The sequence below is a fragment of the Luteimonas sp. A649 genome, from assembly GCF_054072735.1.
This window is the reverse complement of sequence record NZ_JBSVRQ010000001.1, coordinates 220,391-237,984: the sequence shown is the minus strand read 5'-3', so window position 1 is coordinate 237,984 and position 17,594 is coordinate 220,391. Positions and strand designations below refer to the sequence as shown.

At 69.4% G+C, this 17,594-nt stretch carries 14 protein-coding genes; 3 read left to right on the top strand and 11 right to left on the bottom strand.

All coding sequences use genetic code 11. The annotated features are described in order from the left end of the window. Nucleotides 1-48: 48 nt before the first annotated feature. Both ACW5E8_RS01130 and ACW5E8_RS01125 read left to right on the top strand, forming a co-directional pair. Nucleotides 49-1,698: a DUF2142 domain-containing protein gene (locus ACW5E8_RS01130; RefSeq protein ID WP_456963669.1), complete on the top strand. Its 1,650-nt coding sequence runs from the start codon at nucleotides 49-51 to the stop codon at nucleotides 1,696-1,698. Between the two features lie 43 nt (nucleotides 1,699-1,741). Next, nucleotides 1,742-2,737 carry a glycosyltransferase family 2 protein gene (locus tag ACW5E8_RS01125; protein WP_456963668.1) on the top strand — a complete coding sequence of 332 codons (996 nt, stop codon included), beginning with the start codon at nucleotides 1,742-1,744 and terminating at the stop codon, nucleotides 2,735-2,737. A gap of 15 nt (nucleotides 2,738-2,752) precedes the next feature. Here ACW5E8_RS01125 and ACW5E8_RS01120 read toward each other — a convergent pair whose 3' ends face one another. From ACW5E8_RS01120 to ACW5E8_RS01075, 10 genes are all read right to left on the bottom strand, one after another. Continuing rightward, nucleotides 2,753-3,292, bottom strand: coding sequence for a hypothetical protein (locus ACW5E8_RS01120; RefSeq protein ID WP_456963667.1), 540 nt, complete (start codon nucleotides 3,290-3,292; stop codon nucleotides 2,753-2,755). Between the two features lie 55 nt (nucleotides 3,293-3,347). Continuing rightward, complete coding sequence (locus ACW5E8_RS01115) at nucleotides 3,348-6,698, bottom strand: glycosyltransferase (RefSeq protein WP_456963666.1); 3,351 nt, start codon at nucleotides 6,696-6,698, stop codon at nucleotides 3,348-3,350. After that, nucleotides 6,695-8,062, bottom strand: a complete 1,368-nt coding sequence (locus ACW5E8_RS01110) for an ABC transporter ATP-binding protein (RefSeq protein ID WP_456963665.1) — start codon at nucleotides 8,060-8,062, stop codon at nucleotides 6,695-6,697. Before ACW5E8_RS01110 ends, ACW5E8_RS01115 begins: the two co-directional genes overlap by 4 nt. Then, nucleotides 8,052-8,876 carry an ABC transporter permease gene (locus ACW5E8_RS01105; RefSeq protein WP_456963664.1) on the bottom strand — a complete coding sequence of 275 codons (825 nt, stop codon included), beginning with the start codon at nucleotides 8,874-8,876 and terminating at the stop codon, nucleotides 8,052-8,054. Before ACW5E8_RS01105 ends, ACW5E8_RS01110 begins: the two co-directional genes overlap by 11 nt. 1 nt (nucleotide 8,877) lies before the next feature. After that, entirely contained in the window at nucleotides 8,878-11,265 is a 2,388-nt protein-coding gene (locus ACW5E8_RS01100) for a glycosyltransferase family 2 protein (RefSeq protein ID WP_456963663.1), read from the bottom strand. Further along, entirely contained in the window at nucleotides 11,262-12,446 is a 1,185-nt protein-coding gene (locus ACW5E8_RS01095) for a cystathionine gamma-synthase (RefSeq protein WP_456963662.1), read from the bottom strand. The genes ACW5E8_RS01100 and ACW5E8_RS01095 overlap by 4 nt, the downstream gene beginning before the upstream one ends. An 83-nt stretch (nucleotides 12,447-12,529) precedes the next feature. Then, complete coding sequence (locus ACW5E8_RS01090; protein WP_456963661.1) at nucleotides 12,530-13,906, bottom strand: pyridoxal-phosphate dependent enzyme; 1,377 nt, start codon at nucleotides 13,904-13,906, stop codon at nucleotides 12,530-12,532. A gap of 157 nt (nucleotides 13,907-14,063) precedes the next feature. Then, entirely contained in the window at nucleotides 14,064-14,282 is a 219-nt protein-coding gene (locus tag ACW5E8_RS01085) for a YdcH family protein (protein WP_456963660.1), read from the bottom strand. Nucleotides 14,283-14,637: 355 nt separating this feature from the next. Continuing rightward, on the bottom strand, nucleotides 14,638-15,240 hold the full coding sequence (locus tag ACW5E8_RS01080; protein ID WP_456963659.1) for a hypothetical protein: 603 nt from the start codon (nucleotides 15,238-15,240) through the stop codon (nucleotides 14,638-14,640). Further along, a complete protein-coding gene (locus ACW5E8_RS01075; protein ID WP_456963658.1) occupies nucleotides 15,237-15,557 on the bottom strand; it encodes a DUF4398 domain-containing protein in 321 nt (106 codons plus the stop codon). Before ACW5E8_RS01075 ends, ACW5E8_RS01080 begins: the two co-directional genes overlap by 4 nt. Nucleotides 15,558-15,721: 164 nt before the next feature. Between ACW5E8_RS01075 and ACW5E8_RS01070 the strand changes: the two genes are divergently transcribed. Next, complete coding sequence (locus ACW5E8_RS01070) at nucleotides 15,722-16,840, top strand: PilT/PilU family type 4a pilus ATPase (RefSeq protein WP_456963657.1); 1,119 nt, start codon at nucleotides 15,722-15,724, stop codon at nucleotides 16,838-16,840. 18 nt (nucleotides 16,841-16,858) lie between these two features. Here ACW5E8_RS01070 and maiA read toward each other — a convergent pair whose 3' ends face one another. Beyond that, the gene (maiA, locus tag ACW5E8_RS01065; RefSeq protein ID WP_456963656.1) at nucleotides 16,859-17,560 is read right to left on the bottom strand and encodes a maleylacetoacetate isomerase; all 702 of its coding nucleotides are present in this window, start codon (nucleotides 17,558-17,560) and stop codon (nucleotides 16,859-16,861) included. Nucleotides 17,561-17,594 lie beyond the last annotated feature (34 nt).

Here is a 17,594-nt window from a genome sequence, read left to right as displayed (position 1 = left end):
CCTGGCTTCCCGGCATCCTTGCCGCTCCGTTTCCGAGTCACCACCCTGATGAACCCGATCCGCGACACGTCCGGCGGACGCTGGCCCGCCTGGTGGGTGGCCCTGCCCGCGCTGTTCATCCTGATGCAGGCCTGGGTCCTGCTGCAGGCCACGCCGCCGGGGATCCCACCCGATGAGCTGGCGCACCTCTCTTACGTGCGGGACGCCGCCCAGGCGGGCCTGCCCGATTACGCGGAGGGCCGCATCCGCGATTCGTCGCAGGCCAACTACCTGACGCACCCGCCGCTGTACTACACCGCCCTTGGCGCAGTGGCGGCGATGGCCGGCCTCGACCCCTTTACCGACCTTGTGCCCCTGCGCGCGGTCAGCGCCGTGTTCGCGGCGTGCGCGTTCGCGCTGTGGCTGCTGCTCGGCCGCGAACTGGGCCTGGGCCGCGGCGCGCCCTGGCTGCTGGCGCTGGCCACGGCGGCGGTACCGATGTACGGGTTCCTGGCCGGCAGCGTGAACAACGACACCCTGGCGGCCGTGGGTCCGCCGCTGTTCCTGCTCGGGGCTGCGCGCGAGTTCGTGTCGGGGCGCCCCGGCCGGGGTGCGCACGTGGCAATGGCCGCGGGACTGGTAGTCACCATGCTCACGAAGGCGACGGTGGCCGCGTTCCTCGTGATGTTCGTCGCCGCCAGCCTGGCGCCGTTCTGGCGGCAGTTGCCCGCGCTGCTCCGCCGCCACGCCGCTTGCGTGGCGTGGCTGGGCCTGGCGGGCGCGGTGTGCGTGGCCTGGTACGCCTACGCCTGGTTCGTGCACGGCACGTTCCTGCCGGCCCCGGGCACCCTGTACACGGATGCCGTGCCCCCGGCGGACCCGATGGTTCCGGCGCGCTTCGCGCAGCGCTACGCGCAGATCATGTTCGACCGCCTGCCCCTGGTGATGTCGCACGCGCCGTTCAAGCCGTTCACGCCCGCCGGCGAGCACGTGCTCCAGCTGATGTTCGTGCTGCCCCTCCTGGCCTGGCTTGTGGCCCGTCCACGCGCGGCGCGGCGTGGCGTGGCACCGGCGGTGGCGCGCGCCACCGATGCATTCGGCCTCGCAATCATCGGGATGGCCGCCGTGCACTGGTACACGACCTACATCGGGTACCGGGCCACCGGTCTCCTGGCCGGTCTGCAGCCGCGCTACTTCCTGTTCCTGCTGCCGGGGCTGTGGATGCCCGCCTTCCTGCTGGAGACCCGGCGCCGGCCGCGACGGCTGCTCGCTGTTGCATTCACCGTGTCGGCCATCGTCGCCTTCTGGGCGTCGGTGCCGCGCCTCCTGGTGGACCAGGTCGGGGCAGTCGCCGAGGCCGCGGCGGCGGCAGCCGCGGCACCGGCACCGCCTCCTGCGGACAGGCTGCGGGGCAGTCTCGACGAGGCCGGGATCACCGGCGACCGCGCGCGCCTGCGCGGCTGGGCCTTCGACACGCGCTGCATGTGCGACGTCGACGCGCTGGTGGTGATGGCCGGGGGCGAAGCGCTGGGACGCTTCGCGACCGGAATGGCGCGACCCGACGTGGCTGCCGCCCTGGGCAGCGACAACGCCGGTACCTCGGGCTTCGAGATCGAAGTGCCGGATGTGCCCGCCGGCACCTCCACCTGCCAGCTCTCGCTGGTGGTGGAAGCCGCCGGCGGCGGCGATCTCATCCTGTCGCCGGCCGGTTGCGAGTGATCAGCTACCATATCGGCCCCTTTGGAACCGGGTCTCCCGCACGATGAAGCTCATCATCCAGATGCCGTGCCTCAACGAAGCAGGCACGCTGGCGATCGCCATCGGCGCCCTGCCCCGCGAAGTGCCTGGATTCGACAGCGTGGAGTGGCTGCTGATCGACGACGGTTCGGTCGACGGCACCGCCGAGCTCGCCGTGGAACTCGGCGTGGACCACGTGGTGCGCCATCCCGTGAACCGGGGCTTGGCGGCGGCGTTCATGACCGGCCTCGAGGCCGGCCTGGCACTGGGTGCCGATGTCATCGTCAATACCGATGCCGACAACCAGTACGAAGCGCGCGATATCCCCAAGCTCACCGCGCCGATCCTGGCCGGTAGCGCGGACATGGTGGTGGGTGCGCGCCCGATCGCGGATACCGAGCACTTCTCCTGGATCAAGAAGAAGCTCCAGCACCTCGGCAGCTGGGCGGTGCGCCAGGCCAGCATGACCGACGTCCGCGACGCGCCCAGCGGATTCCGCGCCATCTCGCGCGAGACCGCCATGCGCCTCAACGTCTTCAACCCCTACACCTACACCCTGGAGACGATCATCCAGGCGGGGCAGAGCAACATGCGGGTGGTCTCGGTGCCGATCCGCACCAACGAGGACCTGCGCCCGTCGCGGCTGGTCAAGAGCATCTCCAGCTACGTGCGCCGCTCGCTGGTGACCATCCTCAGGATCTTCGTGATCTACCGGCCGGTGACGTTCTTCATGCTGCCCGGCTTCGCGCTGATGCTGGGCGGCCTGCTGCTGGCCTGCCGCTTCCTGTACTACTACGCCACCGGCTCGGGTGGCGGCCACGTGCAGTCGCTGATCTTCGGCGCGGTGATGCTGATCCTGGGCGCGCTGATGGTCATGATCGCGCTGATCGCCGACATGATCACGGTGAACCGCAAGCTGCTCGAGCGCATCGACCTGAGGATGCAGCGCCTCGAGTACTCCGCAGGCGGTGCCGCCGCGGCGCCGGCACCGCGGCGCGACGGGGGTCCGACCCCGGCCTGAGCCGGGGCGTCGCGCTCAGCCCGCCGGATCCACGGCCAGGCGCGCGCCGGTGGCGCAGAGCGAATGGCGGCCGTCGCCATGCGCGACCAGAAGCTCGATGGTGTATTCGCCCGCGGGCACCTGCGCCAGCGAGCCGCTGACTCCGAAGCCTGACATGGCGAGGTCGGGGGATCCCAGCACCGAAGCGACGTCCTCGCGTGCAACCTTGGCCTCGCTCCGGACGGCATAGGTGCCGGTGCCGGTGAGCACCACGGAGAACTCGGCCGGAACCTTCAGCGCGGCGTCGGCGACCCAGCCTTCGACCAGCACCGTGGTGCCGGTGGCCGCATGCGGTCCCTGCTGCTTCGGCTGCCCGTCCACCTTGTCGATGGAACAGCGCGCGACCGCGGTGGGGTCGAGCGCCGGCAGCGTCGTTGCGACGAAGGCCGTGTCCGCCACTCCTGCAATGGACGGCGACGGGTTCGGGGTGGCCGTTCCTTCATCCTGGCGCCCGCAGCCTGCAAGCAGGACGAGTGCGAGCGGGGCCAGCCAGGCTGCGGTGGTGTAGGTGCTCATGCGGCGATCCTGTCGTGGGGGTCCAGGCCGTAAACGCGGGCCCGGGGCGCCGATTCTAACCGACCGGCCCATCGTGCCGTCGGCGCCCCGCGGCCTCCACCGCGGCCAGGCGAGCGGCGACGTCGGCATGCCCGGCACCATCGACCACCGGCGACAGCGCACGCCATACCGCGTCGACCGAAAAGTTCCGGGCGAGGAAATCGAGCCCGCCACGCGCAGCATCCATCCACGCGGCATCGTCATCGATGAGGTCACCGACCAGCGTGGCAAACGTCGCCGGATCGTCGGCCACCCGCAGGCAATCGGCAGCGCCCAGTCCCTGCGCGCCGACGCCGGTGGTGACGCAGGGAACGCCGTGGCGCATCGCTTCGAGCACCTTGCCCTTGACGCCCGCGCCGAAGCGCAGCGGTGCCACCACGAGCCTGGCGCTGCGGTAATAGTTCACCAGTTCGTGTTCGGGAACATGTCCCGTCACCAGCACGTCCGAGCGGGAAAGAGCAGCGACGGTGTCCGGCGGATCGGACCCGACCAGGCAGAGCCGGTAGCCGGGATGTCCTCGCTGGATCAACGGCCAGACATACCGCACGAACCAGATCGCACCGTCTTCGTTGGGTGCGTGCCCGAAGCCGCCGACGAACAGGATGTTCCGCCGCGCGGCGAGATCCTCGCCCACCTCGTCGGGCAAGCCCTCGTAGGCGAACAGGGGCACCGTCACCGCCTGGCCCGGCGCATCGTGCTGGCGCATCCACTGGCCGGCGTGCCTGCTTTCCTCGTCCGACGGATAGGCCACCAGGTCGGCGCTGCGCCACAGGGCTTCCTCGACCTCGCGTGCATGGTGGGCGTGGCCGGCGAGGTCGGGGTCCGGATCCACGCGCATCTGGCTGATGTAGCGCAGATGGTGGATATCGTGGCCATAGAACAGGATCTTCGCGGCGCTGTGACTGCGCACCGCATCAAGGTGGCGATGCGCGACCAGCGGACGGCTGAGCACCACGAGGTCGAGGTAGGCGCCGTTGGCCGCCATCCATTCCCCGAAGCCGGCGCCGGTGCCCGATGCCAGTTCGATGCCGTGCGCGGCGAGGCTCGCGGCGTAGACACCGTCGGCATCGGCTTCCTCGGCCCAGAACTTGACCAGCATGCCGTGCAGGCCGAGCACCCGCATCAGCTGCCAGATCGCGCGCGATCCCGCGTCCCGGTCGGGGCGCGGGGGCGTCCGGTCCACCACCAGCACGACCGGCTTGCGTTGGGCGCGCTCGCGGGCCAGGAACAGGTGCGCGCCGGGCGGCAACTGGTCCCGCGCAAGCACGTCCTTCCAGCGCGCGGCGAAGGTGGCGCGGTTGGCTTCCTGTCCCGCCTTGCCGCCCGCATCGACGTCGGTGCCGTGGGACGCGCCCTCGACGTGGCGCACCACCGAAGCCGGCTGGTAGTAGACCCGGAAGCCGCCGTCCTCGCGGATGCGGAAGGCCAGGTCGGTATCTTCGTAGTACGCGGGTGCGTAGCGCTCGTCGAAGCCACCCAGGTGCCTGAACAGACCGCTGCGCACCAGCATCGCGGCACCGGAGACATAGTCGACCTCGCGCACGAAGGCATGGTCCGGGCCTGCGGGATCGCCGTCGCGGCCGTAGTTGAGCGCGCGACCGTCGTTCCAGACCACGCCGCCCGCCTCCTGCAGGCGGCCATCGGGATAGACGAGCCGCGATCCGGCGAGGCCGCAATCGTGGAAGCGCGCGAACGTCTGCAGCAATGCGTCAAGCCAGCCGGCGCCGACGATCGTGTCGTTGTTGAGGAAGTGGATGTACTCGCCGCGCGCGAGCACCAGGGCCTGGTTGGCCGAGCGCAGGAACCCGAGGTTCGCGGGATTCTCGACGTAGCGCAGCCCGGGCACGCTGCGGAAGCGCTCCATCTCCGCTTCGCCCGAGGCGTCCTCGATCAGCAGCACTTCCACCACGATGTCGCCGGCATGGCGACGGATCGACCGCAGGCAGGCCAGGGTCATGGCGAAGCCGCCGTGGGCGGTCACGACGATGCTGACCAGCGGGGCATCGTGGGTGGCGAACTGGAGGCCGTGGATCGGAAGGCCGGCGCGCCGGGGCTCCGCGAGGTCGATCGGTGCGGGAAGCGCCACCGGGAGCGCCGGGTTTCCGTCGTCCTCCGCGGGACGGCCGAGCTTCGTGGCCAGCCAGCGCAGCGGCCGGGTGACCCGCCACGAGCGCGACCCACGAAGCGCCGACACCGTCTGCTGCCATGCCTGCAGCAGCCGTGACTGCTCGCGCACCGCGCCCTGCAGCGCATCGACCCCGCTGCGCAGGCGCACGGCTTCGGCTTCGAGCAACTTGACCCATTCGGCGTCCGACAGCGCGTCCGCCTCGAGGCACTGCAGGCGGAATTCCTTCTCTTCCTCGCGGTGCAGGACCTGGACGAGGTGGGCCTGGGCTGCGGCGTGGGCCTCACTGGCCAGGGCCAACCGCCCTCCCATCGCGGACAGGCGCGCGTCGCGGTCGGCCACGACCGCATCGACCGCCCCGCGCTGCTGCTCCGTGGCCACGAGTTCGGCATTCACCTCCGCCAGCGCGGACCTGCGCAGCGCGTCGACATCACCGTCGACGATCACGATGTCGTAGACCTCGTCCGCCGGAAGCTCGACCGAACCCAGCACCTCGAGCGTCAGCCGGTCCAGGACCACGATGCGCGCGCGCGCCAGCGCAGGGTCCGGCGCGTTGCGGCTGCGGCTCAGGCCCACGTAGATCCGGTCACGGCCAAAGGCCAGTCCGCGCGCATACCCGTCGAGCCCCTGCGCCTGCAGCGGCTGGTCCGGACCCCGCCAGGCGACGATGCGTCGCGCCTCGGAATCGCACAACCAGAGCACACCGTCCTGCGATGCCAGCGAATGCGGCTGCGACAGGCCCGCGACCAGCACCTCGCCGGTCTCGACGTCGAACACCTCGCCGGCGCCGGCGGTGGCGCCCTTGTAGCCGCGATGGGTGTCGAACTGCCCGAACCTCGACGCAAGCAGGCGGCCGTCGTGGAAGCAGATCGAATTCAGGTGCGCGCTGTCGCGTTCGCCGCGCAGCGCCCAGCGCCGCGTCTCGCGCATGTCGGCGTCAAGCTGGAGCACCGCGTTGCGCGCGGTGGCAACCACGCAGGCCTGCCCGCCATGCCAGGCAACGTCATGCAGGTCGAGGACATCCTCGGCCAGCATGGTGGTGGAGAACCCGCCGTCGACCGCGCGGCGCAGCACGTTGCTGTCGCCCGACTGGCGCGCCCACAGGAAGCCGCCGGGCACTGCGCAGATGCCGGTGGTCTGGATCGGGGACAGGCGCTCCACCTCCATGCCGTCCAGCAGCAGCAGGCCGCCATTGGCGTTGGGGCACGACACCAGCAGCCGGTCCTGGAATGGTCCCGTCATCGCATGATCCCGATCGCGCCGGCGCCGGCCGCGGACATCGATATCCCGGCCTCGAGGTCGGTCACGCCCTCCGCATGCGTGTCCGGGCCGGTCACCGTGAGGACGATCGCATCCACGCGCCGGTCGAGCGCGACGTACTCGTTGCCCGACGGGTCGTAGCGCGACACGCCGACCGTCAGGAAATAGTGGCCGCGCAGCAGCGAACAGCGCATGTCGAACGCCGCCACCGCGACCGTGCCCGCCTCGGCGCGATACAGGCAGCCGCTGGAAACCATCGTGTTGCAGCTGTACAGCACGGTGCCGCTGATGGTGCACAGGCGGACGCCGAAGACCAGATTGTCGAGCGCGGTCGGCAACAGGTAGCGCACGCGCACGGTGAACGGCTCGCGCGCGGCGACCACCGGCCCGTGTCCATGGCTGCCGGTGACCAGGTAGTCGCAGGTGATCGCTTCCCCGTTGCCCACGCGGGTCTCGTCGCGGTTGTAGCCGGCACGCTTCGCGAAGTGGTCGCGTCCGCCGCCGCGGAGGAACACGGCCAGTTCGTCGTCGGCTTCATCCGCGCCGTCACTGTCGCCGCCACCGGCGAGGACCTGTGCGGGCACCGGTTCGTCCCCGCCGCCGGTGCTGTTGTCGCCGAATACCAGGCGCAGGTATTCCTTGACCGCCTGGCCGACCTCGCCGTCGTACAGCACCCGTCCGGCATCGATCACGACGCCGCGATCGCACAGCCGCAGCAGCGAGTCGATCGCATGGGTCACGAACAGCAGCGTGCAGCCTTGCTGGCGCAGCTCCTCGATCCGGCGGTGGCACTTGCGCTGGAAGTAGATGTCGCCGACAGACAGCGCCTCGTCGACGATCAGCACGTCGGGATCGGTGTGCACCGCGACCGCGAAGGCCAGGCGGACGAACATGCCGCTGGAGTAGGTCTTGACCTGCTGGTCGACATGCTCGCCTATCTCGGCGAAGCCGATGATCGCGTCCATGCGCTCGTCGATCTGGCGCGCGTCCAGGCCAAGCAGGCTGGCGTTGAGGCGGATGTTCTCGCGGCCGGTGAACTCGGGATTGAAGCCGGCGCCCAGTTCCAGCAGCGCCGCGATCCGCGCAGACACCTTCAGTGTGCCGGTGCCCGGCTGCAGGATCCCGGCGATCACCTGCAGCAGCGTGGACTTGCCCGAGCCGTTGCGGCCGATGATGCCCACGGCCTCCCCGCGCCGCACCTCCAGGTCGACGTCGCGCAGCGCATGGAATTCGCCGCCTCGCGCCAGGCCGGGCAGCAGCACCTGCGCCAGGCGCTTGTAGGGCTTGTCGGCGACGGGGAACGACTTGCCGATCCCGCGCAGGCTGATCACCACCTCAGAGGACATCGGCGAACCCCTTGCTGGTGACACGGAACCACGCGTGGGCAACGTAGGCGGCCAGCACGCTGCCCAGCGCGTAGCGCGACAGCCCGGCCCAGTCGGGGTAGCGGCCCCAGAGCGCGACTTCGCGCACTTCGTCGATGAAGAAGGTCAGCGGATTGAGCGAGAACACGAACTGGTACTTCGGCGGCAGCGTGTCGACGGGCACGATCGCCGAGGAGAGGAACAGCAGCGCGGTGACCACCACCGGCACGGCCTGGCTGATGTCACGGATGTACACACCAAGCGAGGACACCAGCCAGCAGGTGGCCACGGTCAGCAGTACCAGCGGCGCCAGCACCACCGGCAGCAACCAGATGGTGGGCGAGAATCCGCCGAAGAACAGCCAGTTCAGCACCGCGAACACCATCAGGTTCATCACCATGTGGAACAGCGCCGAAAGCACCACCGACCAGGCCAGGATGTCGAGCGGGAACACCACGCGCTTGACGTAGTTGGCGTTGTCCATCATCAACCGCGGCGAACGCGCGAAGCACTCCGCGAAAAAGCCGTGCACGATGATGCCAAGGAACAGCACGATACCGAACGCGGCCGTGTCGCCCGAGGCCTGGTTCCAGCGGCTGCCCAGGACCTCGCCGAAGGCGATGGTGTAGATCGCCAGCAGCATCAGCGGCCCGATCAGGGACCAGAGCATGCCGAAGTTGGCACCGCGGTAGCGCCCGAGCACATCGCGCCGCACGAGCTCCTTCGTCAGGTCGCGATAGCGGCCAAAGGCGCCCCAGGGCGCCAGCGGCCATGGCAGCGGACGTACCGCCCCCATCTCAGCCCCCCGCCTGGCGCAGGCTCGACATGTCGACGCCGCGGCGCAGCGCGGGATCGGGCCGGACGCAGGCGGCGACGCTGCCGCGCAGCGCCTGTTTCAACGGCAGTCGCGGCGGGATCGCCAGCGGGAAATCGTGTCCTTCCAGCCCCAGGTTCGGGTTGTATGCCGGATCCCAGCGCAGTGCCTTGCCCCAGCGCGCGACCATGGCGTTCACCTCGCGCGAAAAGCGCGCCTTTTTCTCGGGACTGTCCTCGTAGCCGCGCGACGCCGATTCGTGGTGGTACAGCTCGGCCCAGGGCGTCCAGACGTTGTAGTAACCGCGTTCCGCAACCCGCAGGCAGAAGTCCACGTCGTTGAACGCGACTTCCAGGGATTCGTCCAGGCCATCGACCTCGTCGAAGACCTCGCGTCGCACCAGCAGGCACGCGGCAGTCACCGCCGTCATGTTCTGCGCGAGCAGGCCACGGTTCTGCTGGCCGGGGTAGCCGCGCGGCAGCCCGACGTAGGCGTGGCCGGCGACGCCGCCCAGCCCGATGACCACGCCCGCATGCTGGATGCGGTCGTCCGGGTAATAGAGCATCGCGCCGACCGTGCCGGTGCCCGGCCGGACGGCATGTCCGACCATCTCTTCGAGCCAGCCGGGATGGATCGCCTCGATGTCGTTGTTGACCAGGCCCACGATGGCACCGTCGCTCGCGCGCACCGCGGCGTTGTTGATGCGCGAGTAGTTGAACGGCTGGTCGTCGCGCAGCACGCGGACCAGCCCGTTGCCGTCGATCGCACGCAGGTACTCCAGCGTCTCGGGGTCGCTGGACTGGTTGTCGACGATGAGCAGGTTGTAGTCCGGGTACCGGGTCAGGCGGGTGATGCTTTCGAGGCAGGTGCGCATCAGGTCCACCCGGTCGCGGGTCGGGATCACCAGGCTGACCCGTGGCGCCGGGGCCGGGACTGCATAGTGCACGCGGTACCCACCGGTGACGCATTCCACGCGCGCACCCCGGTCGCCGGTGGCTTCCAGATGCTCCTCGATCGCCTTGCGGCCTGCGGCCTCCGTGTACTCCTTGGCGCTGCCCGACAGTGCGGTCGATCCTTCGATGGCCCGCCAGTGGTACAGCACGTGCGGCACGTGCCCGATCTCGGCCGGAGACAGGCGCGCGGCGCAGCGCAGGGCGAGGTCGTGGTCCTGGCTGCCCTCGAAGCCGCGGCGGAAGCCGCCCACGGCGCGCACGAGCGCGGCGTCGTAGACCCCCAGGTGGCACAGGTAGTTCTGGCTGCGCAGCAGTTCCGGGTTCCAGTCCGGCTTGAAGTACGGGTCGAAGCGGATCCCGTTCGCGTCGAGCTTGTCTTCGTCGGAATACAGCAGCTTGAGCCCTGGCTGTTCGTTGATCGCCTTCACGATCAGGTACAGCGCGTGCGGGGCGATCTCGTCATCGTGGTCAAGCAGCGCCACGTATTCCCCGCGGGCGACTTCCAGGGCGGTGTTGGAGGCTTCGGAGATATGTCCGTTGCGCTCGCGGTGGACCACGCGGATGCGCGGATCCAGCGCCGCGTACTCGGCCAGCACTTCGGCCACGCGCGGATCGGGCGAGGCGTCGTCGGCCAGGCACAGCTCCCAGTGCGGATAGAACTGCGCGCGGACGCTTTCGATGCAGCGCCGAAGGTAGGCTTCGGATGTGTTGTAGACCGGCACCAGCACCGACACCAGGGGACGCCTGGCCAGGCGCTCGCACCGCTGCCGCACCAGGTTCACATCCGAGTCCGACAGCCGGTCGAAGCGCTCGATCCATGCGCCGTAGTCGAGCGATACCACGCCACCACGCGCGCGCTCCTCGTGCATCAGGTAAAGCCAGTCGCCGAAGCCGCCGAGGCCGCCTTCCCGGAAGCTGTCGAAGGCCTCGCGCGCGGCGAACGACCACAGTGACCGGTCGCGGTTGAGCCGTGTCCACAGCTTCGCGAGCATGCGTGCCGCCGCGGTGACCGTGCCCATCGGCACCAGCGCCGCGCGGCGGATGGTGAAGCTGCACGGTGCGGTCGAGGGATCGAAGCGCAGCGAGACGACGTCATGGTCCAGGCGGACCACCGCGCGCAGCGGCCTGCCGCCCTGCACCGTCGGCGCGAAATTGATGCGGCTGCCGTCGCCGGCACCCGCGCCATAGTCGGGGTAGAAACAGGGGTTGTCGAAGTAGCCGTCGGCGACTTCGATATCGAGCTCCAGCAGGTACCAGCCGGCGGCGAAGCGCTCACCGCCGCCGTGGCGGACGAGGAACTGCGGATCGACGCCCACTGCGGCCCATGCCTGCCCCCCGCCCTCGTCCTGAACCGCCTCGAGGTGGTGCGTCGGCTCCAGCAGGAGTTCGATCGCACCGCTGCCGACCGCTCGCTTCATGCGAGCGCTTCGTCGAGGTCGCGGCACAGGTCCGCGACGTCCTCCACACCCACGCTCAGGCGGACCAGGTCGTCGCCGATGCCCAGCGCCTCGCGACGCTCCGCGGGAACGGACGCGTGCGTCATCACCGCGGGATGGTTGACGAGGCTTTCCACGCCGCCGAGCGACTCGGCCAGGGTGAACAGCTTGAGCCGCTCGCAGAAACGCTTCGCGCCTTCGTAGCCGCCCTTCACGCGCACCGAAATGATGCCGCCACCGCCGTCCATCTGCCGCATCGCCAGCGCATGCTGCGGGTGCGATGGCAGGCCGGGATAGATGACGTCGGCGACCGCGGCATGGTCCTGGAGGAACTTCGCCAGCGCCAGCGCGTTGTCGCAGTGCGCACGCATGCGCAGGTGCAGCGTCTTCAGGCCACGCAGCGCGAGGAAGCTGTCGAACGGCCCCTGCACCGCGCCCACCGAGTTCTGCAGGTAGGCAAGCCGTTCGGCAAGTTCGGTGTTGTCGCCCACCACCACCATGCCGCCGACCATGTCGGAATGGCCGTTGAGGTACTTGGTGGCCGAATGCAGCACGAGGTCGGCGCCGTGTTCGAGTGGACGCTGCAGGATCGGCGAGGCGAAGGTGTTGTCGACCACGACCAGCAGCCCGTGCTTGCGTGCAACGGCCGAGACCGCCTGGATGTCCACGATCTTGAGCGTCGGGTTGGTCGGCGTCTCGATCCACACCATGCGGGTCTTCGGCGTGATCGCGGCCTCGAAGGCCGCGGCGTCGGACAGGTCGACGAAGCTGAAGTCCAGCCCCGCGCTGCGGCGGCGCACGCCCTCGAACAGCCGGTAGCTGCCGCCGTAGAGGTCATCCATGGCGACCACGTGGTCGCCGCTGTCCAGGAGCTCGAGCACCGTCGAGGACGCCGCCAGGCCCGACGCAAAGGCGAAGCCGCGGCTGCCGCGCTCAAGCCCGGCCACGCAACGCTCGTAGGCGAAGCGGGTCGGGTTGTGCGTGCGCGAATACTCGAAACCCTGGTGCACGCCGGGGCTGGACTGCGCGTACGTGGAGGTCGCGTAAATCGGCACCATCACCGCCCCGGTCGACGGATCCGGCGACTGCCCGGCATGGATCGCCCTGGTGCCGTGGCCCCACTCGGAGGAGTCCGCGCCATCCCGGCCGTGATCGTCATGCATGGCTGTATTTCCGCTGTAAAAGACCCTGAATTGTAGCACCGCCCCCTGCCGCCCCCGCCCCTCCGGCGCCCGCAAACTGACCCTCAGCTGACCCGTCGACGCAACCAGTTCAGCAGGTCGATCCGGGTGATCAGGCCCAGGAAATGGTCCCCGTCCATCACGATCGCGACCTTGCCGCCGTCGAACACGGGCAGCAGCGCCTCGACCGGGGATTTCACGTCCAGCACTTCGAGCTTGCTGACCATGGCCGTTGACACCGGGTCGCGGAACCGGGCCTCGTCACCGTAGACGTGAAGCAGCACGTCGGACTCGTCGAGGATGCCGGCCAGGCGCTCGCCATCCATCACCGGCAGCTGCGAGATCTCGTAGAGCTTCATGCGCTGGTAGGCGGTCACCAGCAGGTCGTTGGGGCCGACCACCACGGTGTCGCGCTGGGAAAACGGGCGCAGGATCAGGTCGCGCAGGTCGCCGTGCTGCTCGCGCTCGATGAAGCCGTTGTCGAGCATCCAGTAGTCGTTGTACATCTTCGACAGGTACTTGTTGCCGGTGTCGCAGACGAACACCAGCACCTTCTTCGGCTCCGTCTGTTCGCGGCAGTACTTCAGCGCCGCCGCCAGCAGGGTGCCGGTGGAGGAGCCGCCGAGGATGCCTTCCTTCGCCAGCAGCTCGCGCCCGGCCAGGAAGCTCTCCTTGTCGCTGATCGCGTAGGCCTTCTTGACGCGGGAAAAGTCGGAAATCGACGGCAGGAAGTCCTCGCCGATGCCCTCGACCATCCAGCTCCCCGACTTCTCGGACAGGGTGCCTTCGTTGATGTACTCGGCCAGGATCGAACCCACGGGGTCGGCCAGCACCATCTCGACATCCGGCGCGTGCTCGGCGAAGCAGCGCGAGAGGCCGCTCATCGTGCCCGAGCTGCCACAGCCGAAGACCACGGCATCAACGCCGCCGACCTCGGCCATCTGGCGCAGGATCTCCGGACCGGTGCCGAATTGGTGCGCGGCCGGGTTGTCGGGGTTGCCGAACTGGTTGATGAAGTAGGCGCCCGGGGTCTCGCGGGCGATGCGCTCGGCGAGGTCCTGGTAGTAATCGGGGTGGCCCTTGGCGACGTCGGACCGCGTCAGCACGACTTCCGCGCCCATCGCCTTGAGGTTGAAGATCTTCTCCCGGCTCATCTTGTCCGGGACCACCAGGATGAGCTTGTAGCCCTTCTGCTGGGCGACCAGCGCCAGGCCGATGCCGGTGTTGCCGGCGGTGCCCTCGACCAGGGTGTCGCCGGGCTTGATGTCGCCGCGCTTCTCGGCCGCCTGGATCATGCTCAGGCCGATGCGGTCCTTGATGGAACCGCCGGGATTCTGGCTCTCGAGCTTGAAATAGATCTCGCAGCGGCCGGCATCGAGGCCTCGGGCCTTGACGATGGGCGTGTCGGCGATGAGCCCGAGGACGGAATCGTGGATCGGCATGCGTGGCAGCCTGTCGTGCGGTGGGGCGCCGATTATCGCATCGCCTGCCGGCCGGGGCAGGCCCGGGGCCAGCACTCCGGCGCGGGCGGCGGCCTCCGACGAGGAAGGTCACCGCCGCCCGCGACAGTCCGGGCTTCTTACGTGGGGGACGCAGGAATCAGTGGGTGAGGGTCTGGTACATCACGGACAGCTTGTCCTTGGCGGCGAGCTTCTCGCGCTTCATCCGCGAGAGCGTGGTGTCGTCGATCGGCAGCACGCCGAGCTCGGCATCGAGCACTTTCTTGTCCAGCTCCTTGTGGTGGTGGTAGAGCTGCCGGAACTCGGGGTTGTCCTTGAACAGCGCGTCGAGTTCCGCCTGGGGTTGCCCTTCGAACATGGAGACCTCCTTCAGCCAGGGCCCGCGCCTGCATCGGGCACGGGCATGCAAAAACGCCCCGGGCCTTGCGGCACGGGGCGTATCGGGGGGAGGGGACGCTGCAGGCTCCAGACACCCTCCCTCGGGAGCATCCGCGGGGGCTTGCCCGCGGCGACATTCCCGTTGGAGTCGCTGGATTCCGTCACAGAGTCACCCTTCAGCGAGGCGGTTCCGCCGGAGGGTGGAATCCGCCTCTGGGACCGACCCTACTCCTCCCCGGGAAGGGCGGCAAGGGTCGCCCGGGGGATCCGTTCAAGGAGCGTCCAGCGGCGCCTGGGAAGCCGGAATCCGCTGCCGAAACGCCCCGCGACGCGCCTCAGCGCGGGGTGTCTTCCAGGGATTTCAGCAGCTCCGCTTCCTGGCGCTTGAGCTCGGCCTCGCGCTCGCGCGCGGCCCGCAGGCGCGCGGCCTGGGTGCTGGCGACGTCGTCGAGCACGCCTTCGGCACGCTGGCGGGCACCGGTCTCGATCTCCGCCTCCAGGCGCAGGCGTTCGGCCTCCTCGGCCTGGATCCGGGCCTGGATGCGCAGGCGCTCGGCTTCGGCGCGGGCGCGGGCGGCGTCCTGGCGGCTGGCCTCGACCAGGAGTTCGCTGCGCTCGCGGTCGAGACGGTCGATCTCGCGCCGGGCCAGCTCCGTGGCAGCGACGGCTTCGACGATGTCCACGCGCCACTCGGCGACGTTGCGGGCGTCGGCCTTGGCCTGGGCACCGCGCGCGGCCACCAGTGCGTCGATGGCCTGGCGCGCGCGCAGGCGTTCATAGGCCGCCAGCGAGGCACGCTCCGGATCGGAATCGAGCGTGCGCAGACGCGATTCAAGGGCGGCGCTGCCGTCGTCGGTGGCGGCGCGCGGCTGCTGGGCCATCGCGAAGCCGGGGAGCATCAGCAGGGCCGCGAGTGCGGCGGCGGTCAGGCGCTTCATCGCGGGTTCTCCATGCCAAGGCGCTGGCGGAGTGAAGCCACCTCGGCGCGGCGCTGCGCCACGGCGGCCTCGGCCTGGGCCCGAGCACTGCGGGCGCTGGCGAGATCGGCGGACGCCTCGGACAGCCCGGCCAGGGCGCGGGCATCGCGCTCCTTGCCTTCGGCCATCGCGGCCTGGGCGCGACTGAGCGCCGTTCGGGCGCGATCGAGGTCCTGTGGCGCGTACTGCTGGGCGTCGGCCGCATCGGCCCGGGCGACGGCCTGGCCCGCTGCGTAAAGCTCGGCGGTCGGCGGCGGCAGGCTGGCGCAGCCGGCCATGGCAAGGGCCAGAACGAGACACGCGCCATGCAGGGGTCTCGGGAATTGTGCGAAGCTTGTGCGCATAGGGGGCCGCCGCGGATTGGGGAAAACGCCCGGCCATTGTCAACAGCATCCGCCCGGATCGCAATCGTCCGGCGGCGCGACACGGGGAATCCCACAAAATGGACATCGGCTACTTCCTGAAGCTGATGACGGAGAAGAACGCCTCCGACATGTTCCTGACCACCGGCGCGCCGGTATATATCAAGGTCGAGGGCAAGCTTTACCCGCTCGGCAACACGGGCCTGCCTCCGGGCATGGTCAAGAAGATCGCGTATTCGCTGATGGACGAAGGCCAGGTGCCGCAGTTCGAACGCGACCTGGAGCTGAACATGGCGCTGTCGCTGGCCGAGTCCGGCCGCTTCCGCGTGAACGTGTTCAAGCAGCGCGGCGAAGTCGGCATGGTGATCCGTGCGATCCGCAGCACCATTCCCTCGATCGAGGAGCTGCAGCTGCCGCAGGTGCTGAAGGAGATCATCATGGCCCCGCGCGGGCTGGTGCTGATCGTCGGCTCCACGGGCTCGGGCAAGTCCACCACGCTGGCGTCGATGATCGACCACCGCAACAGCACCACGTCCGGGCACATCCTCACCATCGAGGACCCGATCGAATACCTGCACCGGCACAAGAAGTCGATCGTGAACCAGCGCGAGGTCGGCCTGGACACCCACGCCTTCCACAACGCGCTGAAGAACGCGATGCGCGAGGCGCCGGACGTCATCCTGATCGGCGAGATCCTGGATGCGACCACGATGGAGGCCGCGATCGCCTTCGCCGAAACCGGGCACCTGTGCCTGGCGACGCTGCACTCCAACAACGCCGACCAGACCATCGAGCGCATCCTCAACTTCTTCCCCGAGGCCGCGCACAAGAACGTGCTGATGAACCTGGCGCTCAACCTGCGCGCGGTGGTCAGCCAGCGCCTGGTGGTGGGCACCGACGGCCGCCGCATGCCGGCGACCGAGGTCCTGATCAACACCCCGATGATCCGCGACCTGCTGCGCCGCGGCCAGGTGCACGAGATCAAGCAGGCGATGGAGGAGTCGCTGGAAGAGGGCATCGAGAGCTTCGACCAGTGCCTGTTCCGGCTGTACAAGGAAGGCCGGATCGAGCGCGAAACCGCGCTGCGCGCCTCCGACTCGCGCGATGGCCTGGACCTGAAGTTCCGCCTTTCCGAGGGCGGCGACGGCGAGCACGACCCCTACGCCGAGATGTTCGACATCGGCCAGTCCTCGCACTGACGCCGGCAGGCGCGCCTCTCAGGCGGGAGGCGCGTCCGGCTGCCGCTCCGGGCGTGCGGCATCGAAGGCCGGCACGGCCAGGCAGCGCTGCTCGATGCGCGTGATCACCGGATAGGCGGCCATGTCCACGCCGAAGCGGCGGGCGTTGTAGACCTGCGGCACCAGGCAGCAGTCGGCGATGGTCGGCTGGTTGCCATCGCAGAATTCACCGGTCGAGGGATTGTCGGCCAGCAGCGATTCGAGCGCGCGGAAGCCGCCGTTGATCCAGTGCTTCACCCACACTTCGCGCTCGGGCTGGGGCACGCCCCAGTCGTGTTCGAGGTACTGCAGCACGCGCAGGTTGTTGAGCGGGTGGATCTCGCAGGCCACCACCTGCGCGAGGGCGCGCACGCGCGCGCGATCGCGCGCCGTGGCGGGAAGCAGCGAGGGCTCCGGCCACATCTCGTCCAGGTATTCCAGGATCGCCAGCGACTGGCGCAGGTTGCGGTGGCCATGCTGCAGCACCGGCACCAGCTCCTGCGGATTGAGCTCGGCGAAGCCAGGGGCATGCTGCTCACCGCCGCCGCGCACCAGGTGCACGGGCGCGATGTCGTACTTCAGGCCCTTGAGGTTGAGCCCGATGCGCACGCGGTACGCAGCGCTCGACCGCCAGTACGAATGCAGGCACAGCGCGCCGTTGCCGGTGCTGCCGCCCGCGACCACCTCCCCTGCTGCCGCCATGCATCCCCCTCCCCGTGATGCCGCCCCAAGGCCC